The organism is Mameliella sp. MMSF_3455, assembly GCF_030733205.1.
Taxonomy (GTDB): Bacteria; Pseudomonadota; Alphaproteobacteria; order Rhodobacterales; family Rhodobacteraceae; genus Antarctobacter.
On the sequence record NZ_JASHJL010000035.1, the window covers coordinates 1 to 24,044 of the forward strand.

Here is a 24,044-nt window from a genome sequence, read left to right on the forward strand (position 1 = left end):
GCGACGCCGCGCGCCCGCGCCGGAGGCGCGACCAAACCCCTGTGCCGGAGCCGCGACCAAGCCCCAGTCGCGCCCGATCCGGTTTCCCGCCTTGCCAAGCGTCGCTCAGCGCGTATTCTGCCCGCCAACGCAAAGGTGCTGCAGTGCAGAAACCCGATATCCAGAACCCGCATGTGACCCTGATCACCCAGGATGCGCCCATGTCCACGCCCACGCACGGCGGGCGGGCCAAGTGCCTGCAAAGGCTGGTGCGGCTCGACCTGCCGGTGCCGCGCACCGTGGCGCTCTCCTTTGACGCGGTGCATCGCATCGCCGCGGGCAAGTTCCCCGACATGGGGGCGTTGATTGCCGCCTTCGACCCGGGCGCCCTGCTCTGCGTGCGCCCCTCTTCCGAGGATCCGGACTGGGGCGGCCCGGGTGCCATCCTGAACATCGGCATGAACGACGCCCGTTTCGTCGACATGTCGGACAGGATCGGCCAGGAGGCCGCGGCGGGGCTCTACCTGCGCTTCGTGCAGGCCTACGCGATCCATGTCGCCCGGCTCGACCCGGACCTGTTCGACGAGATCGAGGACAACGGCACCGCCGGCCTCTCCGCCGCACTGCGCGCCTATGAGGAAGAGGCAGAGGAACAGTTCCCGCAGGATCCCGCGCTGCAGCTGCGCGAGGTACTGCGCAGCATGGCCCGCGCCTGGGAAGGCACCTCGGCCCGGCTGCTGCGGCAGGCCAAGGGCGCGCCGGTGGACGCGGGCCTGGGCCTTGTCGTGCAGGAAATGGCCTTGGGGCTGGGTCACGGCGAATGCGGGTCGGGCGTGTTGCAGCTGGTCAATTCGGACACCGGCAAGCGCCAGTTGACCGGCCGTTACCTCAGCCAGAGCCAGGGCCGCGAGGCCCTGCAGGGCGGCGCCGCCAGCCTCTATCTCGAACGCGACCCGCGCGGCCCCTCGCTGGAGGAACTGGCGCCCAAGGCCTTTGCCGATCTCAAGGCCCATGCCGACCTGATGCGCGCCCGCCTGCGCGCCGAGATGCAGATCGAGTTCACCATCCAGAACGGCGAGGTCCATATCCTCGACGGGGTGCGCGTCAAGGCCAGTTCGCGCGCGGCACTGCAGATCGCCGTCCGCCTGGCGCAGGACGGGATCATCACGCCCGAGGACGCGGTGCTGCGGATCGAACCCCGCGCCATCAGCGAGCTTCTGCACCGGCAGGTCGCCCCCGAGGCCCGGCGCGAGGTCATCGGGCGCGGCATCGCCGCCAGCCCCGGCGCGGCGACCGGCAAGATCGTCTTTTCCGCCGCCGAGGCGCAGGCCAGCGCCGCGCGCAACGAACCCTGCATCCTGGTCCGCCGCGAGACCTCTCCCGAGGATGTGCGGGGCATGCACGCGGCGGTGGGCGTGCTGACCGAACGCGGCGGCATGACCAGCCACGCCGCGGTGATCGGCCGCGGCCTCGGCCTGCCCTGCGTGGTGGGCGCGGCGCGGATGAATTTCAACCTGCAGCGGCGGTCCATCCAGGGCGAGGACGGGCGCACCTACCGCGAGGGCGACACGGTCACGCTCGACGGGACCTCGGGTCAGATCCTGCGCGGCGCGCCCGAGATGATCGAGGCGGCGCTCGACGATGCCTTCAACACGCTGATGGGCTGGGCCGACGAGGTGCGCGACATCGACATCCGCGCCAATGCCGACACACCCGCCGATGCCGCCACCGCGCGCAATTTCGCCGCCCAGGGGATCGGCCTGTGCCGGACCGAGCACATGTTCTTTGAAACCGACCGCATCACCCCCATGCGCGAGATGATCTTTGCCGACACGGCAGAGGACCGGCAGGCCGCGTTGGCCCTACTCCTGCCGATGCAACGCAATGATTTCACGGAACTTTTCCGCATCATGGAGGGGCTTCCGGTCTGCATCCGCCTGTTCGATCCGCCCCTGCACGAATTCCTGCCCACCGACCGCGCGGGCCTGCGCGACCTGGCCGAGGCGCTGGATCTTCCGGTTTCGGACGTCACCCGGCGGGTGCAGGCGATGGGCGAATACAACCCCATGCTGGGCCTGCGCGGCGTGCGGCTGGGCATCACGGTGCCCGAAATCTACGACATGCAGGCGCGCGCCATCTTCGAGGCGACGCTGGACGCCAGCCGCGAAGGCGCCCCTGCGGTGGTGCCGGAGATCATGCTGCCGCTGGTTTCGGCCAAGCGCGAGGTCGAACTGATCCGGACCCGGATCGAGGCGGTCGCGGCGGCGGTGCGCACCGAACGCGGGCGCGACATCACCTATCGCCTGGGCGTCATGGTCGAGACGCCGCGCTCCTGCCTGCGCGCGGACGAGATCGCGCCCTATTCGCATTTCCTGTCTTTCGGCACCAACGACCTCACCCAGATGACCTACGGGCTGTCGCGCGACGATGCGGGCCGGTTCATGTCCGACTACGTCAGCCAGGGGGTCTTTCGCGAGGACCCGTTCCACGTCCTCGACATCGACGGCGTCGGAGAACTGGTGGCCACGGGCGTGCAGCGCGGGCGGGCAACCAACCCGTCTGTGACCCTGTCGATCTGCGGCGAACACGGCGGCAACCCCGAATCGATTGCCTTTTGCCGCTCGGCAGGGATGGATTACGTCAGCTGTTCCCCCTTCCGCGTGCCGGTTGCGCGGCTGGCGGCGGCACAGCTTGCGCTGCGCGACCGCGGCCTGGACGGGCCGCGCAAACGCTAAGCCTGCAAGGCCGAAATCGCCGCGGGCGCCGGTCTCGGGCCACAGTCGGGGGGACAATCCGCCGACGAGTCCCCGGGCATTCTTTACCCAATTGCCAATATTCTGTATGGGTGCGTCCGTCGCGTGACGTGAGGCACCACGCGATGCATGTTCGATTGGGGGATATTTTCGACATGAAACTTCTGACCACTGCCCTGCGCCGTGGCCTTGTCCTTGCGGCCTTTTCGTTCATCGCCGCACAACTGGCCCTGACTTCCGGCCCGGTTTCTGCCGACCCGGCCCGAAGCGCGCAGACTCTCCTGTCACTTGAAAGCCGCGCGCTGGCGCGCGTGGGCAACACCCATCTGAAGGGGCTCGTCACGCCCGTGAAACCGATCCCTGTCGCGGCAGGCACGGTGACCGGCGGCGGCGGCTTTCTCTATGACAAGACCTGGCTGTCCCGACAGCCCGCACCCGAGGGCGGACCGCAATGGCGCTGCCTGGCCGAGGCCCTGTACTTCGAGGCCCGGGGCGAGACCATCGAAGGGCTTTTCGCGGTCTCCGAGGTCATCATGAACCGGGTCGCGTCGAAACGCTTTCCGAATTCGGTCTGCGGCGTGGTGAACCAGGGCACGGGGCGCAAGTTCGCCTGCCAGTTCACCTATACCTGCGACGGCCGCCCGGAACACATCGACGACAAACGCTCGTGGAGCCGGGTCGGCAAGGTCGCCCGCGCGGTGCTGGACGGCAAGGCAACCGGCCTGACCAAGGGCGCCACGCATTACCACGCCACCTGGGTTTCGCCCGACTGGTCGCGGAAATACACCAAGACCTTTGCCCACGGGGTCCACATCTTCTACCGCCACACTTGGCGCGGCGAATAATCCGTCGCCAAAGGTTCGCAAAAGGGCGCCTGCGGCTGGCCGTCGGGCGCCCTTTTCGTTACCACGGGCCATCACACAACAGACAGGGGCCGACATGCCCAGCGACATCCGCCTAGCCTTTGCCCATCCTTCCGAACGCAGCGTCGCCACAGCCGGAGACACGCCGCATGACCGCATCTCGGTGCGCGACCATGTGGTCGAGGTCGATATCGGCGCGTTTCAGGCCGAACGCGGCCAGAAACAGCGCGTCCGTTTCAACGTGGTGGTCGAGGTCATCCCCTTTACCGGCCCGCTGGATGACGACGTGGACCGCATCCTGTCCTACGACCGGGTGACAGAGGCGATCAGCCACGAGCTCGAGGCAGAGCGGCTCAACCTGCTGGAAACGCTGGCCGAACGCATCGCGGAACGCATCCTGCTGGAACCCCAGGCCCTGCGCGCCTTCGTAAGGGTGGAAAAGCTGGATCGCGGCCCCGGCGCGCTGGGGGTGGAAATCGTGCGCTCGCGCCGCGACGTGGCCGACCACCTGGGCGAGATCGCCGAGGAAGTGGCGCAGGAGCGCCCGCACGCCCGCGTCGTCTACCTGTCGAACGAGGCGATGGGCGATTCCCGGCTGACCTCCTGGCTGGACCAGCTCGAGGCCCGGCCCGCGCCGCTGATCCTCTGCGTCGGACGCCCCGATACCGAGATCCCGCAAACCGGGCACAAGATGACCCAGCGCCGGGTCGACCTGCTGTCGATCGAACAGAACGCCTGGTGCCTGGCCGCGCGCGACGACCGGGCCAAGGTGGTCGCCACCCGGACAGAGCTGGACTGGGCGATGAAGAACGGACAGATCTGCGTCTGGGCCCCTTCCAAGATCGTTTTGGACGCGACCCAGGGCCCGCAAGCGCAGCCGCGCGACTCCGTTGCGCTGGCGGCCTGGTTCGCGGACGAACTGGACGCCTGCGAACTGCTGGTGATCGGCGAAGACCTGCCGGACGAGATCTCTGTTCCCGCCCGCGCCCTGCCCCCGAGCACCTCGCTGTTCTAACCGCTTGCCAAGTCTTACCTGATCGGTCAGTCACCCCGCATGAGCGTCTATTTCCGTCCCGTCGTCCGTTTTGACAGCCCCCGCTCCGATGAAGCGCTCGACCTGGCGGGCGGGCCGGGCTGGTTCACGCAGGCCGTCCGCTACAGCCGCGACGCGCCGCCGCGCAACGTTTCCCTGTCCGAGATCCCCGAGGACTGGCGCACGCGCCTCTCCGCGCCCCGGGCCGCCATCGCCGGCATGGTCCTGGACAGCCCGCGCATCATGGGCATTCTCAACGTCACGCCGGACAGTTTCTCGGACGGCGGCAACCACCAGACCGCCGCCAAGGCGGTGCAACGGGCGCGCCGCATGGTCAGTTCGGGGGCGCATATCATCGACGTCGGCGGCGAAAGCACCCGTCCCGGCGCCCTGCCCGTCCCGAACGAGGCAGAGATCGCGCGGATAGAGCCGGTCATCACCGCCCTGTCACGGGAACTGACCACGCCGGTCTCGATCGACACGCGCAAGTCTGCGGTGGCGGAGGCGGCGGTCACAGCGGGCGCGGCGCTGGTCAACGATGTCTCTGGCTTTACCTACGATCCGATGCTGGCGCATTACTGCCGCGACCGGGGGCTGCCCGTCTGCGTGATGCATGCGCGCGGCGACCCGGAAACCATGCAGCAGGATCCGCGCTATGACGACGTGCTGCTGGACGTCTACGATTTCCTGGCCGCGCAGGTCGCCATGCTCGAGGAGTTGGGCATCCCGCGTGCCCGGATCATCGTCGACCCCGGCATCGGCTTCGGCAAGACGATCGACCACAACCTGACGCTCTTGCGCGACGTGGCGCTGTTCCACGGTCTGGGCTGCCCGGTCCTGGTGGGCGCCTCGCGCAAGGGGTTCATCGGCAAGATTTCCGGTGTCCAGACCTCGGCCGAGAGGGTCTCCGGCTCTGTCGCCGTGGCCCAGGCGGCGGCCGCTCAGGGGGTGCAGATCGTCCGTGTCCACGATGTTTCAGCAACCGCCCAGGCGCTGGCCATGTGGCGGGCCATTTCGAGAGGAAGCTTTCCATGAGCCGCAAGCTGTTTGGCACCGACGGTGTGCGCGGGACCGCCAACACCTACCCGATGACAGCCGAGATGGCCTTGATGCTGGGCGCGGCCGTGGGGCGGTATTTCCGCAATGAACACTCGGGCGTCCACCGTGTCGTGATCGGCAAGGACACGCGGCTGTCGGGCTACATGTTCGAGAACGCGCTGACCGCCGGGCTGACCTCTACCGGCATGAACGTGCTGCTGCTGGGGCCGGTGCCAACACCCGCCGTGGGCCTTCTGACCACCTCGATGCGGGCCGACCTCGGGATCATGATCTCGGCCAGCCACAACCCCGCCGCCGACAACGGGATCAAGTTCTTTGGCCCCGACGGTTTCAAGCTGTCCGATGGCGTCGAGGCCGAGATCGAGGCGCTGGTCGAGTCCGGCGTGCGCCCCGCCCAGCCAGACAACATCGGCCGTGCCCGCCGGATCGACGATGGCCGCTTCCGCTACCAGGAGCGGGTCAAGAGCACCCTGCCCCACGGGCTGCGGCTGGACGGGATCAAGGTGGTGGTCGATTGCGCCAATGGCGCCGCCTACAAGACCGCCCCCGAGGTCCTGTGGGAGCTGGGCGCCGATGTGGTCCAGATCGGGAACGCGCCCAACGGTCTGAACATCAACGACAACTGCGGCTCGACCAAACCCGCCGCCGCCGCCGAGGCGGTGCGCCGGCACGGCGCCGACGTGGGGCTCTGCCTGGATGGCGATGCCGACCGGATCATCCTGATCGACGAGAACGGCCAGGTGGCCGACGGCGATCAGTTCATGGCGCTGCTGGCGGCCCGCTGGGCCGAAGAAGACCGGCTGAAGGGCGGCACCCTGGTGGCAACGGTCATGTCCAATCTCGGGCTGGAACGGTTCCTGGACGACCGCGGCCTGCGGCTGGAACGGACGCAGGTCGGCGACCGCTACGTTGTCGAGGCGATGCGCGCAGGCGGGTGGAACCTGGGCGGCGAACAGTCGGGCCACATCGTGATGACCGATTACGCCACCACCGGCGACGGGCTGATGGCCGGGATGCAATTTTTGTCGGAAATGGTGCGCACCGGCAAGCGCGCCTCGGACCTGACCCACAGCTTCACCCGCGTGCCGCAACTGCTCAAGAACGTGCGCTACGGCGCCGGTGTGCTGCCGCTGGACGCGGACAGCGTCAAGAAGGCGATCGCGGATGCAGAGGGCATGTTGACCGGCAAGGGCCGCCTGCTGATCCGCAAATCCGGCACCGAGCCGCTGATCCGCGTCATGGCGGAATGCGAGGATGAAGACCTGCTGAGCCAGGTCGTCAACGGCATCGTAGCCGAGGTCGAGGCGGTCGCCTGACCGCCTGCCCCTTTCCTGTGCCGTGCCGCCGGGACCTTGTGGCGCCGTGGCCGCGCTCAGACCTCGCCCCGCCCGCGCAGCGGGGCCGTCACCAACCGCAAGCTGCGCCGCAGGATCGCGAAGACCAGCGCCAGCGCCGCCCAGCCCGCCAGGAACCCCGCCCCGGCAAAGACCGTCCCTTCGAAGGTGGCAGGCACCGCGGGTTTGAAGCTCTGCCAGGCCCGGTGTGCAACCTCGCTGTCGGGTCGCATCTCGAAGGCCAGTTTGGCCCGCGCAAAGGGCCCCGCCCCTTCCAGCCGTGCCAGCGCCTCCGACAGGCGCGCGTGCCGGGCGATGTCGCTGGCCATGTTGCCGGCCTGGGTCCGCGAAAGCTCGCCCTCCTCGGCCAGGGCCGCAAGGTAGGCGTCCACCTCCAGTCCCACCCGCGCCGCATCCGCCTCGTATCGCGTGACCTGGCGTGCCAGTTCATCCACCGCGCCGCCGAGGCGCTGCATGTATTGCTGGGAATATTCGGGGAACTGCGACAGGCTTACGGCGCCCGTCAGCCCGGCCGCAAGGGCCACTACCCGCAAGAACATCTGCCTGTGCCTCCCGTCGCGTCTCTTGGCGATCTTGGTCGCAGAATGCCAGAAACCGTCTCCCCGCACGAGAGGAAAGCGCGCGCCGGGGGTCAGTCGGCGAAAACCGCCCGCACCAATGCCGCGTCCAGCGCCGCCATCGCCTCTCCGTCGACGCAGGCGCCATAGGCCGCGACGATCGTGTATTTCCCGGCCCAGTTCACCGCAAAGGCGCCCAGCCCCGCATCCCGGAAACAGAGCGCACCGAAATGCCAGTGGTTTGCCATGTCGCGCCCGGTGCGGAACAGCATCCCCAGCCCGTAGAAGGCACCGCCGCCCAGGTCTGCCGAGGGCGTGTCCCGCGGGTCCATCGCCGCGAACCCCTCCCGCATCAGCCGCGCGTAGTCGCGCACCGACATCTGCCAGCCGCCCCAGGGGCCATAGCCCCCATACTCTGGCGAGAGCCGCGCCGTGGTGATCCCCAGCGGCTCCAGCACGCGCAGGGCGCAGGCCTTGTCGTAGCGGTTCCCCGTGACCGCCTCGATCACAAGACCGAGGATGGCGTAATTCTCGTTGTTGTAGCGATAGCTGCCGCGCTTGCCCTCCTGCCGGTCCCGGTCGAGCGCAGTGGCCGTCACCTCTTGCCAGCGGCGAGTGGTGTCGCCGCGCCATCCGGACATCGCGCCCTGCGTTTCATCCGGCCAGAGGCCCGAGGTATGGGTCACAAGCTGGGCAAGCGTGATGGTGCCGCCGCCCTCGATCCAGCGGTTCAGCGGATCGTCCCAGGCCATCAGCCCCTCATCCACCAGCACCCGGGCGCAAAGCCCGGTGATGCCCTTGGACAGGCTGGCCAGGGGCACGGCCCGGTCGGGGTCATAACCGTTGTCCCGCCCCAGCAACTGGCTGTCCCCGATCAGGAAGACCAGCGCGCCGGGCGGCTTGCCCTGCGCCTCCAGCCAGCGGGACCATTCCAGGGCCACACGGTCGGATTGCCCGAACGCGGGCACGGCGCAGGCGATCAGGATCAGGACTAGGCGGAACAGGCGCATGACGTATCCGGGGGCTGACGCCCGCGGATCATGCCCCCGGCAGCACCTTGTTGTAAATCGCAGCGATCCGCGCCACCGCCTCTTCGGGCGGCATCTCCTCGCTTTCGCCGGTGCGGCGCGAGGTCAGTTCGACAACGCCGTTCTTCAGACCGCGCGGCCCGACGGTTATCCGCCAGGGCAGACCGATCAGGTCCATCGTCGCGAACTTGCCGCCAGCCCGCTCGTTGGTGTCGTCGTAGAGCGGCTCCAGCCCCAGCGCGGTGAGCGAGGCGTAGATCGCTTCGCAGGCGCCATCGGCCTCGGCATCGCCGGACTTGAGGTTGACGATCCCGCAGTGGAACGGCGTCACGCCTTCGGGCCAGATGATGCCCCTGTCGTCGTGGCTGGCCTCGATGATCGCGCCCAGCAGGCGGCTGACGCCGATCCCGTGGCTGCCCATGTGCACCGGCACCTTGTTGCCCTCGGCGTCCTGCACGGTCGCCCCCATCGGCTCGGAGTACTTGGTGCCGAAGTAGAAGATCTGGCCAACCTCGATGCCGCGCGCCTGCCGGCGGCGCGCCTCGGGGACCTTGGCAAAGACCTCTTCGTCGTGGGTTTCATCGGTGCGGGCATAGCGCGAGGTGAATTCCTCCAGCACCGCCTGGCATTCCGCATGGCTGTCGTAGTCAATCGCGCGGTCGCCGAACTTCAGATCGGTGATCTCGGAGTCGTAGAACACCTCGGACTCGCCGGTCTCGGCCAGCACAAGGAATTCATGGGTGTAATCGCCGCCGATCGGCCCGCCGTCGGCGCGCATCGGGATCGCTTGCAGGCCCATGCGTTCGTAGGTGCGCAGGTAGCTGACGAGGTGACGGTTGTAGGCGTGCAGCGCGTCTTCCTTGGTCAGGTCGAAGTTGTAGCCGTCCTTCATGTAGAACTCGCGGCCCCGCATCACGCCGAAGCGCGGGCGGATCTCGTCGCGGAACTTCCACTGGACATGATACAGGGTCAGCGGCAGGTCCTTGTAGCTGCCGACATGGCTGCGGAAGATGTCGGTGATCAGCTCCTCGTTGGTCGGACCGTAAAGCATGTCGCGATCGTGCCGGTCCTTCATGCGCAGCATCTCGGCGCCGTAGTCGTCGTAGCGGCCGGATTCACGCCACAGATCGGCCGATTGCAGCGTCGGCATCAGCATCGGGATATGGCCCGCGCGGATCTGCTCCTCGTGTACGATATTCTCGATGTTCTTGAGCACCTTGAAGCCCAGCGGCAGCCAGGAATAGATCCCGGCGGAGGCCTGCTTGATCATGCCGGCGCGCAGCATGTAGCGGTGGCTGACGATCTGCGCCTCGGAGGGCGTTTCCTTGAGAACGGGCAGGAAGTAGCGGGACAGGCGCATTTGGGTCCTCTGGAACAGCGGTTTTGCCCCTCGTAGCGGGTTGGATGAAAGCAGGCAAGGGCGTGCGGAAATGGCCGCGCGGGTGCCCCGCGCCCGCCCCCTTTCGCGATGCGCCGCGATGGGCCAGACTGACGCCGATTGGCGACGGGGGATTTTGGGCATGTGGATATTGGAATGGCTGTTCGGTGACCCCGTGACCATCGAATGGCTGACCGTGACACTCCCGATTACGGTGACGGGGGCAAAGGTCTTGCTGGCGACGCTTGGGCTGATGCTGGCCAGCGGTCTGGTCTGGCTGATGATGAACGCCCCGGACCGGCAAGAGCGGCGGCGTGATGTGCTGACTGACGCCCTGACAGCCCTTGGCTGGGCGTTGCTGCCATTCTGGTTCCTGCTGCTTGCGGGAACGCTCTGGCACCTGTGGCTGCTGTTCTCGGGGATGGAGTCGTTTCTGGACAACGTGGGCTTCGGCATGGGGGCCGTCGTCGCGGCCTTTCTGGGCGGGCCGTTCGTGATCTGGGGTGCCGTGCTGAAACACCGAACCGTGGAGTTCCAGAAGGAAGGCCATATCACCGAGCGCATCAGCAAGGCGGTGGAACAGCTTGGGGCGGAGAAGACGGTCATTGTGCCTGCCCTCGCACCGGACGGAATGCCCGGGCGAGACAAGAACGGTAACATGGCGACCAACGAACGCACCGTCCCTAATATCGAAGTGCGGATCGGGGGACTGTTGTCGCTGGAGCGGATCGCGCAGGATTCGACACGCTATGACAAGGGGCGCGACCATGTGCGGGTGATGGAGATTCTCTGCGCCTATGTGCGAGAGAATGCTCCGGCATCGGAGGCCAAGGATTTCCCGTTGCCGGAGTGGGAACCACTGGCGGACGATGCGAGCGAGGAAGAGCTCGTAGAGCACGTCAAGAAGCGAGACGAACGATTCCACGGTGAGGATGGGCCAAAGGCCCGGGACTGGGCGCAATCGCTGGACGATCCGCGCGCAGATATTGCGCTGGCGCTGCGGATCATCGGACGGAGGACCAGAGAGCAGTTGCAGGTCGAGGCGCGCTGGGGGGATGAGGCGCTGGATTCGGCGGACTGGGTCTTTGATACGCCCTCCCCGAAGTTGCCGAACGCGCCTGACGGCGAACCACATCCGGCGGGGGCGGTCGATGAATACATCGACCAGCTGGACGACTGGAAAATGACGATTTCCGGCTATCGCGGCTATCGCCCCGACCTGCGCAAGACCAATCTCCAAAAGGCGGACCTGAGCAAGCTGACCCTCTCCGGCGCGCGCCTTGACGGGGCGCGGATGGAGGGGGTGGACCTCTGGGAGGCGCGGATGGAGGGGGCGAACCTCAGGCAGGCGCGGATGGAGGGGGCGGACCTCTGGCAGGCGCGGATGGATGCGACAACCGATCTGACCGGTGCGGTTGTTTCATCCGCACCGGTCAGATCGGTTGATTATTCCAATGTGCCGCTGTCGCAGGAGCAAATCAATGCTCTGTTCGGGGACGCCAGCGTCGTCTTGCCCAAGGGGCGTGAGAGGCCAGCACACTGGCCGAGATGGGAATTGCCCAACCACGGCAAGCACAATTTCGACGACGAATGGCGCAAGTGGCAGGCCGATCCCGAGGGCTATGTCCCGCCCGATCCTCCGGGTGGCGGCAAATAGGGTCCCGGGGCCGGCCCGGGACGGGGACAGGAACCGAAAGGCGGAACATGCGGAAACAGGACATCGCGCCGCGGATGGCGGAGGTCTGGGAGATGATGCCCGAGAGCACGCGGGCCAGCGCGCGGGCCGAGATGGTGCTGGTGCAGGACTTCCTGGACGGCACTCGGCACGTGCCAGAGCGGGAGATGCCCGCGCTCCGGCGCGAGTTCGACCGTTGCCTGACCCGTTATGTCACCCCTGCCCCGCCCGCACCCCAAGCGGCGCCGGAACCGGCGGCCCTGCCCCCGACGGAAGAGGATCTCTACGAGACCGTCGCGCGCAGGGCGCTCTCCTGTTTCGAAACCACCGTCGACGGGTCGGTGGCGCGGGCGGATGACCTGGCCCAGATGGCACGGACCCGGGGTCAAGAAGCGCTGCGCGGCCTGACCCGCAATCCGTTGAAGCGCCGCCGCCTGATGCGCCGGCTGAACGCAGAGATCGCCGCGGAACGCAGCAAGGTGATCCAATAGGCCATCCATCCACCGAACACTCCCCAGTTTTCGCAGCACCGTGACGCGCAAATCCTTGAATCCCGGCCATATACGGGCGATGAAGGGGAGTGCGAAAGGATAGCCAATGGCCCTGCCCGTAAGGGATCAGATGAAGTACTGGGGGATCGCCGCGGCGGTCTTTTCCGTCGTGCTCTGGTTCCTGGGTGACGTGCTCTTGCCCTTCATCCTGGGCGGCGCCATCGCCTATTGCCTGGACCCGGTGGCCGACGCGCTGGAGCGCGCCGGGCTTAAGCGCGGGGCGGCGACGGCGGTCATCACCGTGGCGGCGCTGATCCTCTTTGTCATCATGACGCTGGCGGTGATCCCGCTGTTGATCCAGCAGGCCATCGCGCTGTTCGAATTCGCGCCGCAACTGTTCCGCGACCTGCAGGCCTTTCTGACCGAACGCTTCCCCAACATCATGGACGAGGGCAGCGTCGTCCGGTCCACGCTGACCGATCTGGGCGACACGATCAAGCAGCGCGGCGGCCAGCTGATCCAGGCCGCGCTGGCCTCTGTCGGCTCGCTTCTGAACCTGGTCATGCTGCTGCTGATCACGCCGGTCGTGGCGGTCTATCTGCTGATGGACTGGGACCGCATGGTCGAGCGCGTCGACGACATGCTGCCCCTCGACCACAAGCCGGTGATCCGCCGCCTTGCGGGTGAGGTCGACCGCGTTCTGGCGGGTTTCATCCGCGGCATGGGGTCGGTCTGCGTGATCCTGGGCGGCTATTACGCGCTGGCGCTCTGGGCCGTGGGGCTGCAATTCGGGCCGGTGGTGGGCGTGATCGCCGGGGCGCTGACCTTCATTCCCTATGTCGGCGCCATCGTCGGCGGCGTGCTGGCCGTGGGGCTGGCGATCTTCCAGTTCTGGGGCGAATGGTGGTGGATCGTGGCGGTCTACGCGATCTTCCAGTTCGGCCAGTTCGTCGAGGGCAATATCCTGACTCCCAACCTGGTGGGCAATTCCGTCGGTCTGCACCCGGTCTGGCTCTTGCTGGCCTTGTCGGTCTTCGGCACGCTCTTCGGCTTTGTCGGTCTGCTGGTGGCGGTGCCGCTGGCGGCGGCACTGGGTGTCCTGATCCGCTTCGCGATCCAGCAATACAAGGGCTCGCGCCTGTTCCTGGGGATTTCTGCGCGCAGCAGCTTTTTCGAAAGCGACGAGAAATGAGCACCGGCAACCAGTTGCCCCTGCCCCTGCCGTCGCGGACGGCGCTGGGTTGGGAGGATTTCTTTGTCAGTCCGGCCAACATGCTGGCGGTCGCGCAGATCGAGGGCTGGCGCGCCTGGCCCTCGCACAAGCTGGTGCTGGTCGGCCCGCCGGGATCGGGCAAGACCCACCTGGCGCATGTCTGGGCGGCGCAATCTGGCGCGCGGATCGTCAAGGCCCGGGATCTGAGTGCCGAAACCATCCCCGCCCTGGCGGGCGGCCCGGTCTGCGTCGAGGACATCGAAGAGATCGCCGGCGACCGCCCCGCCGAGGAAATGCTGTTTCACCTGCACAACCTTGTGCTGGCGAACGGCGGCACGCTGATGGTCACCGCCACCCGCGCGCCCGCGCTCTGGCCGCTGGTACTGCCGGACTTGGCCAGCCGCATGATGCACGCCCAGCTGGCCCAGATCAGCGAACCGGACGATTCCCTGCTGGCGGCCCTCCTGGCCAAGCTCTTCGCCGATCGACAACTGCTTCCCGGGCCGGAGGTGCTGTCCTATCTTGTGCGCCACATGCCGCGCAGCTATGCCACGGCGGCGCGGCTGGTGGCGGCGCTGGATGCCGAGGCCCTGGCCCATCAGCGTGACATCACCCGACCGATGGCGGCGCGGGTTCTGTCACGGCTGGTGCCCCCGGGGGCCGAGGATCGCGGCACCTCGCGGCACGATCCCGGTGGCGCACAGGGCTGATCCGCGGGCCCTGGCGCCAGCCGGGCCACAGCGGCCACGATCTACCGGCACGTCACCTGCGTGCCGTCATAAACCTGTTTCAGTTGCAGAGGCATAAGCGCCCCATGACCCAAGCCGATTTTCTCAAAGCCCCGCTGCCGCCCGCCACCGACCTGCCGGACCTGGATCCGACCGGCCCCGGACGCTTCCACAACCGCGAGCTGAGCTGGCTCGGCTTTAACTGGCGCGTGCTGGAAGAGGCCGAAAACACCCGCGTCCCGCTGTTGGAGCGGATGCGCTTCCTGTCGATTTCAGCGGCCAACCTCGACGAATTCTACACGGTCCGTGTCGCCGGCCTGCGCGAACTGGCCCACAGCGGCAACACCACCCCCGCCGCCGACGGGCTGACCCCGGCCGAACAACTGGTGCTGATCGACCAGGACGCCCGCCGCCTGATGGCCGAACAGCAGCGCGTGCTGACGCTGTTGCGCGGACTGATGGCCGAGGAAGGCATCTCGATCGTCTCGCGTTCCGATCTGAACGAAGCGGACGTGAAATACCTCTCCGAAGCCTTCCTCGCGCAGGTCTTTCCGGTGCTGTCGCCGCTGGCCATCGACCCAGCGCACCCCTTCCCCTTCATCGCCAACATGGGCTTTTGCCTGGCGCTGCAGCTGGAACGCATCCGCGACAAGCGCCCCCTGCAGGCGCTGCTGCCGATCCCGCAGCAGATCGACCGGTTCATGGAACTGCCCGGCGGCGACCGCGAGCACCGGTTCATCCAGCTCGAAGAGGTGCTTCTGCTGCACATCGACAGCCTGTTCCCGGGTTACCGGGTCAAGGATCACTTCGGCTTTCGCGTGCTGCGCGACAGCGACCTGGAAGTCGAGGAAGAGGCAGAGGACCTGGTGCGCGAATTCGAGGTGGCGCTCAAGCGCCGTCGCCGCGGCGAAGTCGTGCGCCTGACCATCACCCAGGGCGCCCCAGAGGCACTGCGCAAGATCGTCATGGACGAACTGCACGTCCGCCCCGATGAAGTGATCGAGCTGGAAGGCATGGTCGGCGTGGCCGACACCAAGGAACTGGTGATCGACGCCCGCCCCGACCTGCTCTGGCCCTCCTTCACCCCGCGCGTGCCCGAACGGGTGCAGGATCATGACGGCAACATGTTCGAGGCGATCAAGCAGAAGGACATGCTGCTGCATCACCCCTACGAGACCTTCGACATGGTGGTGCGGTTCCTCAAGCAGGCGGCGCTGGATCCGGACGTGGTGGCGATCAAGCAGACGCTCTACCGGACGTCCAAGAACTCTCCCATCGTCGAGGCACTCTGCGAGGCGGCGGAAGACGGCAAGTCGGTGACCGCGCTGGTGGAACTGAAGGCCCGGTTCGACGAGGCGGCCAACATCCGCCAGTCGCGACGGCTGGAACGGTCCGGCGCGCATGTGGTCTATGGCTTCCTCGACTGGAAGACCCACGCCAAGATTTCCCAGGTCGTGCGGCGCGAGGGCGACCGTCTGGTGACCTATACCCACTGGGGGACCGGCAACTACCATCCCATCACCGCCAAGATCTACACCGACCTGTCGTTCTTTACCTGCGACGGGGCGCTGGGGCGCGATGCGGCCAAGATCTTCAACTACCTCAGCGGCTACGCCATGCCCGCCGGGCTGGAGAACCTCTATATCTCTCCGCATTCGCTGAAATCCGGCATGATCGAGATGATCGACAAGGAGATCGAGCACGCCAAGGCGGGCAAACCGGCGCAGATCTGGATCAAGATGAACTCTCTGATCGAGCCGGACATGATCGACGCGCTCTACCGCGCCAGCCAGGGTGGCGTGCAGGTCGACTGTGTGATCCGGGGGATCTGCGGATTGAGGCCGGGGATCAAGGGCCTGTCCGACAACATCCGCGTCAAGAGCATCGTCGGCCGGTTCCTGGAGCATTCGCGCATCGCCTGTTTCGGCAACGGCCAGGGCCTGCCCAGCAAGAAGGCGCGGGTCTTCATCTCGTCCGCCGACTGGATGGGCCGCAACCTGAACCGCAGGGTCGAAACCGGAGTCGAGATCCACAATGCCACCGTCAAGGCACAGATCGTCAGCCAGGTCATGGCCGCGAACCTCGCCGACACGGCGCAAAGCTGGATCATGGAGCCGTCGGGCAAGTTCACCCGCCACCCGGTGCCCGAGGGCGAATTCGCCTTCAACTGTCACCGTTTCTTCATGGAAAACCCCTCCCTCTCGGGGCGCGGGTCCGCGGGGGCCTCGGACGTGCCCAAGCTGACCCATACCAGCGACTGAACCTGCCCTTGGTTCCAAGACGGAAAGCGCCCCCACGGGGGCGCTTTTGCGTTTTAATCAGACGTGCGGGACGAGCGTCTGAACAGGCAGTGTGAAGGTGGTGCCGGCGAGACCCGGCATCACGTCCGTTGGCCGATATGAGGCCGTAGTGCGAGATGCTACCCGATACAAAAAGCCCGCCTTTGTTGGGAAACAAAAGCGGGCCCACGTCTAGCAAATTGACATCCATCTATATAGATGATAATCGATTCACATGACTGATCTCACCGCATCACTTTCTGCCTTGGCTGATCCGACAAGGCGTGAAATCATCGCCCACTTGGCACGAGGCGAGGCCACAGTTTCGCAACTGGTTGAAAAGTTCGACCTCACGCAACCAACGATCTCTTCTCACCTCAAGGTGCTGGAAAGCGCGGGGCTGGTTCTCCGCACGCGCGTTGCCCAGACTCGTCCCTGTCGCCTGAACCCGGATGGGCTGAAAACCATCGCGGATTGGCTGAAGGACTATGAACAGTTCTGGCAAGGCACGCTGGATCATTTTGCCGAACATGCGGAACGCCACTTTCCTGAACAGAAAGGTACAACAGATGACCGCTGACCTTAGACTCGAACGCCATATCAACCAGTCACTTGAGACGTGTTTCGATCTTTGGACGCATCCCGACGAGGTAGCACAATGGTGGGGACCGAAAGACGATGCGGGCCGTCCGTTCAAAGCAACAGTTGAGGCATGGTCTCTGAAGCCCGGTGATGCGTGGACAATTACTATGACAGCTCCGGACGGAACCGTGTTTTCCCAGAGTGGCACGATGCTTGAAGTCGAGAGGCCGAGGCTGCTTCGATTTACCTTCGCATGGGTCGAAAAAAACAAGCGCGGTCCTGAGACGGAAATTCGCGTGAGCTTCGCGCCAGACGGCCAAGGCACACGCGTGATCTTCGAACAGCTCGGCTTTGCCGACGAAGCGACCCGCGATGGACATGTTGAGGGATGGCGGGAATGTCTTGATCGGCTCTCCAAGCTCCACACGCAAACGACGGAGGTTGAACCATGAGCGGCACTCTTCAAACTGGCGGATGCCATTGCGGTGCCATTCGTCTCACGGCGAAACTGGACCTCAATCAGCCCACGATCCGCTGCAATTGTTCGATATGCACCAAATCCCGCGCATGGATTGCGCCTATTCCAGCCGCGGACTTCGCGCTTGTCGAAGGATCAGAAAACATAGCGGAATACCGCTTCGGCGCGGAGATCATCACCCACTGCTTCTGTCGAAAATGTGGCGTAAAAACTCACGGTCGGATCAGGGGCGAGAGCGGTAAGGATGAACTCGTCGCGGTCTCGGTCCAATGCCTGGACCTTGAACCGAAAGCACTGGAAGCCGTCCCGCGAACCTACGTCGATGGGCTGTCTGACCGACAGGACCACGAACCCGAGTTTCACGGATACTTGTGAGGCACAAATTCACGGAAACGGACTTCGATAGCGAAATTCCGAAAGGTCCCGCATAGCCGACACCACCGACACCTGCGTCGCACAGGTATTCAATGGCTCTCTCTCGTGAAACGCCGCAGCGCCATGACAGCCCCCGGCCGGCCGAAAAGGAGGTTGGCGGGAAACTTCGCCGTTTCGAAATCGGCACCCCCTGAACCTCGAAAAACCCAAGGCAATCCGCGTCATAGTCTTGCCCCACTATGACCGCTTCAGCGCCGCAAATCGTTAAAGGCGGGTTAAAACCGTCGGGGCAATAGTCTCCCTGCACGAGCTTTTCGTGGCGCGGTCGACCTCTTGTCCTCCGCAGCGTCAGAACGGCGGTCATAATGCCGGGTGCGAAACGCGCCCTCTGACGAGAAAGGCGAAAGCTCATGTCGAGTATCAATTCCAATCCCGGGGCCACGGCGGCCCTTCAGACGCTGAAATCGATCAACGCCTCGATGGCGGATACGCAGATGCAGATCGCGACCGGCAAGAAGGTCGCGTCCTCGCAGGACAACGCGGCGGTCTGGGCGATTTCCAAGGTCATGGAGGCCGACGTCCAGGGCTTTCAGCGGGTGTCGGACAGCCTGAGCCTGGGCCAGGCCACGATTTCCGTCGCGCGCCAGGGCGCCGAGACGGTCACGGAACTGCTGACCGAGGTGAAAGGCAAGATCGTCGCCGCACAGGAGGAAAACGTCGACCGGGCCAAGATCCAGACCGATATCGACGCCCTGCGCGACCAGATCAGTTCGATCGTGAGTTCGGCACAGTTCAACGGCCAGGCGATGCTGACCAACACCGACCAGACCGCAGGGTCCGGCGGGATCAACGTCCTGTCCTCGATCAACCGGTCTCAGGATGGCGTGACCTCCAGCGACATCCGGGTGTCCAAGCAGGACCTGGGCCAGGGGCAGGCCAGCATCGGCAGCGGGCTGACCGCGCTGGCCGCCGGCGCCAATGACGTCACCGGCACCGGCGATGCCACCGCCGCCACCATGACCGGCAACGCCACCGCCCCCACCGGGACCACCACCTTTGGCGCCGCCGCCACCACCACGGTTGCCGCCGGCACCGGCTTCTCGGTCGAGATCTCGGCCACCGCGGGCAACGGGCCGTCCAACACGTCGGGGCGCAACGATATCGCCTATGTCGCCCGTGACGGCGACACGATGGAGGACGTGGCCGCCGGTCTGGCCGCCGCTTTCAACAAATACGTCAGCGACGACCTGGGCGCCGGCAACGAGGGCACGATCGACGCGACCGCCAGCGGCAACCAGATCACCTTTACCGGCGCCGACCAGGGCGGTGACAACTTCTCGATCACGGTGCAGCAGTACGACCCTGATGCCACCACCACCATCGGCGGCAAGCTGGCCGAACTGGGCAATATCGACGTCACCAGCCAGGCCGGGGTCGACAGCGCCCTGACCGAGATCGAAGGCCTGATCCAGACCTCCATCGACGCGGCCGCCGCCTTTGGTTCCGCCGAGATGCGCCTGGACACGCAAAAGGACTTTGTCTCGGGCCTCGCGGATGCGCTGAAATCGGGCATCGGCACGCTGGTGGATGCCGATCTGGAAGAGGTTTCCGCCAAGTTGCAGGCGCAGCAGGTCCAGCAACAACTGGCCATGCAGGCCCTGTCGATCGCCAACCGGGCACCGCAGTCCCTGCTGTCGCTGTTCCGCTAAACAGCCTGCACCAGACCTTGGGAACCACGCGTCAACCCTGCCCACGGTCTGGTGCTTCTTATTGACCCCCCGGGTTCGATAGGGTCATAACCCCGCCAGGAAACAGCGGGGTTCGGATGGACGGGCAAGAGGAAACGCACGGGCACTGGGACCCGTTTGGCAGGCCGCTCTTCAACGATCCGAAGGCACGGGCCCTGTCCCGTGTGGGTGTCGTCGACATCGGCTCGAACTCGGTCCGGCTGGTGGTCTTTGACGGGGCCGCACGCAGCCCGGCCTATTTCTACAACGAAAAGATCATGTGCGGCCTGGGCGCCGGGATGGCCGAAACCGGCCGCCTGAACCCCGAGGGACGCGAACGCGCGCTGCGCGCCATGCTGCGTTTCCGCGCCCTGGCCAATGGCATGGACCTGCCGGACCTGACCGTGGTCGCCACCGCCGCCATGCGCGATGCCGAAGACGGCGAGGAATTCCGCCGGGTTCTGGAATCCGCCACCGGCCTGCGGGTCTGGGTGATCGACGGCGCCGAAGAGGCGCGGCTTTCGGCACAGGGCGTGCTGCTGGGCTGGCCCGGCAGCTATGGGCTTGTCTGCGATATCGGCGGCTCGTCGATGGAACTGGCGGAAATCCACGACGGCGAGGTCGGCCGCCGGGTGACCTCGCCGCTGGGTCCGCTGAAACTGCGCGACATCGAAGGCGGGCGCAAGGCGCGCGACAAGCAGATCAAGCGCGAGCTCAAGGCCCTTGCCGAACACATGGGCACCCAGCGTGACCGGCTGTTCCTTGTCGGCGGCAGCTGGCGGGCGATCGCGCGGATCGACATGCACCGGCAGGGTTATCCGCTGCAGGTGCTGCACGAATACCGGATGGACGCGGATTCGGTCCGCGAAACCGTGGCCTACATCGAGGCCAACGAGGATCACGACAGCTTGCGCAAGGCCTGCGGCGTCTCGGCCACGCGGATGGCGCTGGTGCCTTTCGCCAGCGAGGTCCTCTTGCGCCTGATGGAGTGTTTCGAGCCCAAGGACATCGCGATTTCCAGCTACGGTATCCGCGAAGGCATGCTGTACGAACAGATGCCGCAGGACTTGCGCGACCGCGATCCGCTGATCGAAGCCTGCCGCTTTGCCGAGGCCAAGGATGCGCGCATGCCCGGGTTCGGCGCCGCGCTATATGAATTCGTGCTGTCGCTCTTCCCCGAGGCCAGCACCTCGCGGCGGCGGCTGATCCATGCCGCCTGCCTGTTGCATGACGTCAGCTGGCGCGCGCATCCCGACTACCGCGCCGAGGTCTGTTTCGACAATGCCACCCGTGCCAACCTGGGCGGGCTGAAGCACTGGGAACGGGTCTATTTGGGGATGGCGCTGATGCACCGTTATCGCAACAAGCGCGAGGGCACGCGGTTCGAGGATCTCTTTGCCCTGCTGGACGAAAAACACCAGCGCGAAGCCGAGGTGCTGGGCAAGGCGCTGCGGTTCGGCGCGATGCTCTGGACGCTGAAGTCGGATGGTACCGGCCCGCGGCTGGCATGGGACCCGGACACCAAGGCCCTGGAACTGCACCTCGATGGCACCATTGCCCCGCTCTACGGTGAAGTCGGCGAGGCGCGGCTGAAATCGCTTGCCGATGCCCTGGGGGCGAACAGCCGGGAAATCATCGTCGGCTGAGACGGTCCCGCTCCGGCGAAACTACAGGTCGATTTCCGCGTCCGGCGCGCCCCCGGGATCCGGCAGGTCGGGCGCCTCAGGCTCGAGCGGGACGCGGCGGCGGATGATGATATCGCCGTTCTCCAGCATCTCGGGCGGGTGATAAAGCGTCCAGTCCTCGACCTTGTCGAGGATCTCGCCCAGGGCGGGGCCCATCTCGGCGGCGAAATCCCGCATCATGGGCTGCATCTCGCGCAGGGTCTTGTCCATCTCCTCCAGCGCCGGTTCCATCTCTGTCATCAAGCCGCGCAGAAAGAGCTTGGCCCCCTCTTCCATCAGGTTCAGACCGTCGGGCTCCTCCTCGGCGGCCAAGGGCGCGGCGACAAGGGTCAGGACGAGGGCGGGCATGGCAAACTGTTTCATGCCCACAGATATAGGCACCGCAAAAGGCGCTGGGAAGAGTTCAGAGATCGATGTCCAGCGTGACGGGAAAATGGTCCGAGGCGACCAGAAGCGAGGCGCGCAGGGCCTCGTCCTGCCAGCATTCCGCATCGTCGAAGGGATGCCAGATGCGCCAGCGCGGGTTGCGTGCCTGAAGCCCGGGCGAGATCATGACGTAGTCCAGCAGCGCCTGCAAATAGCGTTTTTCGTCATAGAGGAAAAAACGGGCGGTGGTGGGCTGCGCGCCCAGCCGCCGCTGCAGCGCCTCGGCCGCATGCGGGTCATAAAGATGCAGCTCTTCGCCGTCGCCATCCCCCAGGATGATCTCGACAGAGCTGCGCCCGAACAGCCCCTCGTAGCTGTCGAGGCCGGGGCCGTCGTTCAGATCCCCCATCAGCACCAGGTCCTCGCCCGCCTCGAGGTGCGCCGCCACCCGCCGGCGCAGCCACACCGCCTGGGCCAGTTGCTTGCGCCGGTTGGCAATCGCCAGTCTCATGACCTCTTCGTGGCCTTTCGCCCCGTGCGGCGCCTTGGATTTCAGATGCGCACCGATCAGGCGCAGACGGTGCCCCGAGACGGTTTCGACCGCCAGTTCCAGCGGCGGCTTGGAAAAGGCGACGCGGTCTGCACGGGCGTCGATGTCGAGGTCGATCTCGAACTCGGTATCAAAGCGCGGCGCCGCCTTGCTGCTCTGCGGATCATGACGCACGCGCATCTTGTCCGCATCATAGAGCAGCGCGATTTCCTGCTGGGTGTTGTTGACGAATCCGGTGGCCACCTCGCGCGTGCGCAGCCCTGCGGCCTCGGCGAAATTGGCCAGCGCGCGGGTGGTGGACCGGCGGCGATTGGTGTCGGGCGCCTCGATCACCATGATCGCATCCGCCTCCATCCGCCGAAAGACATATCCCAGCGCCTCCAGCTGGTCGCCCCGGGCGATGCGATGACGCCCGCCCAACTCATTGTCGATCAGCGGGCGGCCCTTGTCGTCGAACAACGAGTCGAACCATTCGACGTTGTAGCTGGCCAGGCGCATGGCCCGTCAGGCGGTTTCGCGCGCGGAAATCTCTTCCCAGGCGCGGTTGATGTCGATCAGCCGTTTCTCGGCGATCTTGACCGCCTCCTCGGGCACGCCGCGCGCGATCATCGCGTCCGGGTGGCTTTCGCGGACCAGCTTTCGCCAGGTCTTGCGGATCTGGTCCAGCGGCATCTCCGGGCTGACCCCCAGCACCGTGTAGGGATCGGGCGCCGCATCGGGCACGAAACGGCTGCGCAGGGTGCGGAACTGGTCTTCGTCCATGCCGAAGATCGCCGCGACTTCGGCCAGAAAGGCATCCTCCGCCGGGTGATAGGTGCCATCGGCCAGCGCGATGTGGAACAGCCCCTCCATCAGGTCGCAAAGCGTGCCGGTGCCCTGCCCGAACATGGCGGCGATGCGGCGGGCGTAATCCTCGTATCCCGCCACGTCCTGCCGGGCGAGGTTGAAGACCCGCGCCGCCCCGGGTTCGTCCTCGCGCGCGATGTGGAACACCTCGCGAAAGGCCGTCACCTCGTCGCGGGTCACCAGCCCGTCTGCCTTGGCCATCTTGGCCGAAAGCGCGATCACGGCGATGGTAAAGGCCACGCTGCGCTCGGGGGGCGTGCGCAGCCGGTCAAACACCGCGGCCAGCCCCTCGCCCGAGGTCAGGGCCTGCAAGGCCCGGGATATGCGTGTCCAGATCGACATGGGGGCAAGTCTACGCGGTCATGCGGGCGCTGTCAGGGGCGGATCAGCGAAAATTCTGCACCTGCGAAAACCCGTCGCGGGTCAGAGACGCAAAGCGCCCTGCGGGCCGGTCAACTCCGCCGCAAGCCGTGGCCTGTCGGCAGGTTCAAAACGCACAAGCGACGCCCGCAAATGCGGTGCCAGCAGCGCCTGCAAATCGGCGGCTGCCGGATGGGCCACGATCAGGCGGTCCAGCACCAGCCCCGATGGCGGCAGGCTCTGCCCGGGCGGGGTCGGCACATGCCATTGGATCAGCGCCGGGAACAGCCCGTCGAAGGGCAGCCTGCCGTCTTCCGGCACTGCCATCGACCAGCGCAACCCGTCGCGCTCCAGGTCCACCCGGCGCCCGGCCATCGGCAGGGCGGTGATGGCGGCGTCGATGTCCGGCACCCGGCAGATCCACTTGTCCAGCCGCGCCGGCCCGCTGAAATCATCCAGCCCGAACCAGCGCGCATCCGGCGGCGGCGGGGCATCGGGGTCGATGGCGATCGCCTCGAGGTACAGGTGCGGCGCAAGGCCGATCAGCCGGTTGTGAGTGCCATAACGCGCGTGCCGCCCGCCCGGCCCCATCGGAACGCCCAGGGCCGCCTCGCAACAGGCCACCGCCGCCGCCAGGTCCGTGCCCGCAACGGCCACATGATCGAGTTCCATCATCGCAGAGAC

At 66.2% G+C, this 24,044-nt stretch carries 22 protein-coding genes; 15 read left to right on the top strand and 7 right to left on the bottom strand.

Annotated features, from left to right (window positions below; translation table 11 throughout):
* The first annotated feature begins 200 nt into the window (after positions 1-200).
* The 5 genes from RBB42_RS20670 (at position 201) to glmM (ending at position 7,003) form a co-directional block, all read left to right on the top strand.
* Positions 201-2,714 carry a putative PEP-binding protein gene (locus RBB42_RS20670; protein WP_305971512.1) on the top strand — a complete coding sequence of 838 codons (2,514 nt, stop codon included), beginning with the start codon at positions 201-203 and terminating at the stop codon, positions 2,712-2,714.
* 173 nt (positions 2,715-2,887) lie between these two features.
* The gene (locus tag RBB42_RS20675) at positions 2,888-3,577 is read left to right on the top strand and encodes a cell wall hydrolase (RefSeq protein ID WP_305971465.1); all 690 of its coding nucleotides are present in this window, start codon (positions 2,888-2,890) and stop codon (positions 3,575-3,577) included.
* 94 nt (positions 3,578-3,671) lie between these two features.
* Entirely contained in the window at positions 3,672-4,610 is a 939-nt protein-coding gene (locus tag RBB42_RS20680) for a dihydroneopterin aldolase (RefSeq protein WP_305971466.1), read from the top strand.
* A gap of 39 nt (positions 4,611-4,649) precedes the next feature.
* The gene (folP, locus tag RBB42_RS20685; RefSeq protein ID WP_305971467.1) at positions 4,650-5,663 is read left to right on the top strand and encodes a dihydropteroate synthase; all 1,014 of its coding nucleotides are present in this window, start codon (positions 4,650-4,652) and stop codon (positions 5,661-5,663) included.
* Complete coding sequence (gene glmM / locus RBB42_RS20690) at positions 5,660-7,003, top strand: phosphoglucosamine mutase (RefSeq protein WP_305971468.1); 1,344 nt, start codon at positions 5,660-5,662, stop codon at positions 7,001-7,003. Before folP ends, glmM begins: the two co-directional genes overlap by 4 nt.
* A gap of 56 nt (positions 7,004-7,059) precedes the next feature.
* Here the strand turns inward: glmM and RBB42_RS20695 are convergent, their stop codons facing one another.
* The 3 genes from RBB42_RS20695 to proS form a co-directional block, all read right to left on the bottom strand.
* Positions 7,060-7,581, bottom strand: coding sequence for a DUF2937 family protein (locus RBB42_RS20695; RefSeq protein WP_305971469.1), 522 nt, complete (start codon positions 7,579-7,581; stop codon positions 7,060-7,062).
* A gap of 92 nt (positions 7,582-7,673) precedes the next feature.
* Positions 7,674-8,609, bottom strand: coding sequence for a serine hydrolase domain-containing protein (locus RBB42_RS20700; RefSeq protein WP_305971470.1), 936 nt, complete (start codon positions 8,607-8,609; stop codon positions 7,674-7,676).
* A 28-nt stretch (positions 8,610-8,637) separates the two neighbouring features.
* Complete coding sequence (gene proS / locus RBB42_RS20705) at positions 8,638-9,987, bottom strand: proline--tRNA ligase (protein WP_305971471.1); 1,350 nt, start codon at positions 9,985-9,987, stop codon at positions 8,638-8,640.
* A gap of 160 nt (positions 9,988-10,147) precedes the next feature.
* Between proS and RBB42_RS20710 the strand changes: the two genes are divergently transcribed.
* The 10 genes from RBB42_RS20710 to RBB42_RS20755 all read left to right on the top strand — a co-directional run bounded on the left by RBB42_RS20710 (position 10,148) and on the right by RBB42_RS20755 (position 21,199).
* The gene (locus RBB42_RS20710) at positions 10,148-11,662 is read left to right on the top strand and encodes a pentapeptide repeat-containing protein (protein ID WP_305971472.1); all 1,515 of its coding nucleotides are present in this window, start codon (positions 10,148-10,150) and stop codon (positions 11,660-11,662) included.
* A 47-nt stretch (positions 11,663-11,709) separates the two neighbouring features.
* A complete protein-coding gene (locus tag RBB42_RS20715) occupies positions 11,710-12,171 on the top strand; it encodes a hypothetical protein (protein WP_305971473.1) in 462 nt (153 codons plus the stop codon).
* Positions 12,172-12,277: 106 nt separating this feature from the next.
* The gene (locus RBB42_RS20720; RefSeq protein ID WP_305971474.1) at positions 12,278-13,363 is read left to right on the top strand and encodes an AI-2E family transporter; all 1,086 of its coding nucleotides are present in this window, start codon (positions 12,278-12,280) and stop codon (positions 13,361-13,363) included.
* Positions 13,360-14,094 carry an HdaA/DnaA family protein gene (locus tag RBB42_RS20725; RefSeq protein ID WP_305971475.1) on the top strand — a complete coding sequence of 245 codons (735 nt, stop codon included), beginning with the start codon at positions 13,360-13,362 and terminating at the stop codon, positions 14,092-14,094. The genes RBB42_RS20720 and RBB42_RS20725 overlap by 4 nt, the downstream gene beginning before the upstream one ends.
* A 104-nt stretch (positions 14,095-14,198) precedes the next feature.
* Entirely contained in the window at positions 14,199-16,373 is a 2,175-nt protein-coding gene (locus RBB42_RS20730) for an RNA degradosome polyphosphate kinase (RefSeq protein WP_305971476.1), read from the top strand.
* A 253-nt stretch (positions 16,374-16,626) separates the two neighbouring features.
* Complete coding sequence (locus RBB42_RS20735) at positions 16,627-16,971, top strand: ArsR/SmtB family transcription factor (RefSeq protein ID WP_305971477.1); 345 nt, start codon at positions 16,627-16,629, stop codon at positions 16,969-16,971.
* Positions 16,961-17,425, top strand: a complete 465-nt coding sequence (locus tag RBB42_RS20740; protein WP_305971478.1) for an SRPBCC family protein — start codon at positions 16,961-16,963, stop codon at positions 17,423-17,425. The genes RBB42_RS20735 and RBB42_RS20740 overlap by 11 nt, the downstream gene beginning before the upstream one ends.
* Positions 17,422-17,826, top strand: a complete 405-nt coding sequence (locus tag RBB42_RS20745; RefSeq protein WP_305971479.1) for a GFA family protein — start codon at positions 17,422-17,424, stop codon at positions 17,824-17,826. The genes RBB42_RS20740 and RBB42_RS20745 overlap by 4 nt, the downstream gene beginning before the upstream one ends.
* Positions 17,827-18,236: 410 nt before the next feature.
* Positions 18,237-19,535, top strand: coding sequence for a flagellin family protein (locus RBB42_RS20750; protein WP_305971480.1), 1,299 nt, complete (start codon positions 18,237-18,239; stop codon positions 19,533-19,535).
* A gap of 116 nt (positions 19,536-19,651) precedes the next feature.
* Positions 19,652-21,199, top strand: a complete 1,548-nt coding sequence (locus RBB42_RS20755) for a Ppx/GppA family phosphatase (RefSeq protein WP_305971481.1) — start codon at positions 19,652-19,654, stop codon at positions 21,197-21,199.
* Between the two features lie 21 nt (positions 21,200-21,220).
* Here the strand turns inward: RBB42_RS20755 and RBB42_RS20760 are convergent, their stop codons facing one another.
* From RBB42_RS20760 to RBB42_RS20775, 4 genes are all read right to left on the bottom strand, one after another.
* Positions 21,221-21,601, bottom strand: coding sequence for a hypothetical protein (locus tag RBB42_RS20760; RefSeq protein ID WP_305971482.1), 381 nt, complete (start codon positions 21,599-21,601; stop codon positions 21,221-21,223).
* 40 nt (positions 21,602-21,641) lie between these two features.
* Entirely contained in the window at positions 21,642-22,652 is a 1,011-nt protein-coding gene (locus RBB42_RS20765; RefSeq protein ID WP_305971483.1) for an endonuclease/exonuclease/phosphatase family protein, read from the bottom strand.
* A 6-nt stretch (positions 22,653-22,658) separates the two neighbouring features.
* Entirely contained in the window at positions 22,659-23,342 is a 684-nt protein-coding gene (locus RBB42_RS20770; RefSeq protein ID WP_305971484.1) for a molecular chaperone DjiA, read from the bottom strand.
* Between the two features lie 81 nt (positions 23,343-23,423).
* Entirely contained in the window at positions 23,424-24,035 is a 612-nt protein-coding gene (locus RBB42_RS20775; RefSeq protein ID WP_305971485.1) for a VOC family protein, read from the bottom strand.
* Positions 24,036-24,044 lie beyond the last annotated feature (9 nt).

Bases quoted from the DNA above. Each gene is read 5' to 3' on its own strand.
- RBB42_RS20670 (WP_305971512.1), top strand. From the start codon at position 201: ATGTCCACGCCCACGCACGGCGGGCGGGCCAAGTGCCTGCAAAGGCTG.
- RBB42_RS20675 (WP_305971465.1), top strand. From the start codon at position 2,888: ATGAAACTTCTGACCACTGCCCTGCGCCGTGGCCTTGTCCTTGCGGCC.
- RBB42_RS20680 (WP_305971466.1), top strand. From the start codon at position 3,672: ATGCCCAGCGACATCCGCCTAGCCTTTGCCCATCCTTCCGAACGCAGC.
- folP (WP_305971467.1), top strand. From the start codon at position 4,650: ATGAGCGTCTATTTCCGTCCCGTCGTCCGTTTTGACAGCCCCCGCTCC.
- glmM (WP_305971468.1), top strand. From the start codon at position 5,660: ATGAGCCGCAAGCTGTTTGGCACCGACGGTGTGCGCGGGACCGCCAAC.
- RBB42_RS20695 (WP_305971469.1), bottom strand. From the start codon at position 7,581: ATGTTCTTGCGGGTAGTGGCCCTTGCGGCCGGGCTGACGGGCGCCGTA.
- RBB42_RS20700 (WP_305971470.1), bottom strand. From the start codon at position 8,609: ATGCGCCTGTTCCGCCTAGTCCTGATCCTGATCGCCTGCGCCGTGCCC.
- proS (WP_305971471.1), bottom strand. From the start codon at position 9,987: ATGCGCCTGTCCCGCTACTTCCTGCCCGTTCTCAAGGAAACGCCCTCC.
- RBB42_RS20710 (WP_305971472.1), top strand. From the start codon at position 10,148: ATGTGGATATTGGAATGGCTGTTCGGTGACCCCGTGACCATCGAATGG.
- RBB42_RS20715 (WP_305971473.1), top strand. From the start codon at position 11,710: ATGCGGAAACAGGACATCGCGCCGCGGATGGCGGAGGTCTGGGAGATG.
- RBB42_RS20720 (WP_305971474.1), top strand. From the start codon at position 12,278: ATGGCCCTGCCCGTAAGGGATCAGATGAAGTACTGGGGGATCGCCGCG.
- RBB42_RS20725 (WP_305971475.1), top strand. From the start codon at position 13,360: ATGAGCACCGGCAACCAGTTGCCCCTGCCCCTGCCGTCGCGGACGGCG.
- RBB42_RS20730 (WP_305971476.1), top strand. From the start codon at position 14,199: ATGACCCAAGCCGATTTTCTCAAAGCCCCGCTGCCGCCCGCCACCGAC.
- RBB42_RS20735 (WP_305971477.1), top strand. From the start codon at position 16,627: ATGACTGATCTCACCGCATCACTTTCTGCCTTGGCTGATCCGACAAGG.
- RBB42_RS20740 (WP_305971478.1), top strand. From the start codon at position 16,961: ATGACCGCTGACCTTAGACTCGAACGCCATATCAACCAGTCACTTGAG.
- RBB42_RS20745 (WP_305971479.1), top strand. From the start codon at position 17,422: ATGAGCGGCACTCTTCAAACTGGCGGATGCCATTGCGGTGCCATTCGT.
- RBB42_RS20750 (WP_305971480.1), top strand. From the start codon at position 18,237: ATGTCGAGTATCAATTCCAATCCCGGGGCCACGGCGGCCCTTCAGACG.
- RBB42_RS20755 (WP_305971481.1), top strand. From the start codon at position 19,652: ATGGACGGGCAAGAGGAAACGCACGGGCACTGGGACCCGTTTGGCAGG.
- RBB42_RS20760 (WP_305971482.1), bottom strand. From the start codon at position 21,601: ATGAAACAGTTTGCCATGCCCGCCCTCGTCCTGACCCTTGTCGCCGCG.
- RBB42_RS20765 (WP_305971483.1), bottom strand. From the start codon at position 22,652: ATGCGCCTGGCCAGCTACAACGTCGAATGGTTCGACTCGTTGTTCGAC.
- RBB42_RS20770 (WP_305971484.1), bottom strand. From the start codon at position 23,342: ATGTCGATCTGGACACGCATATCCCGGGCCTTGCAGGCCCTGACCTCG.
- RBB42_RS20775 (WP_305971485.1), bottom strand. From the start codon at position 24,035: ATGATGGAACTCGATCATGTGGCCGTTGCGGGCACGGACCTGGCGGCG.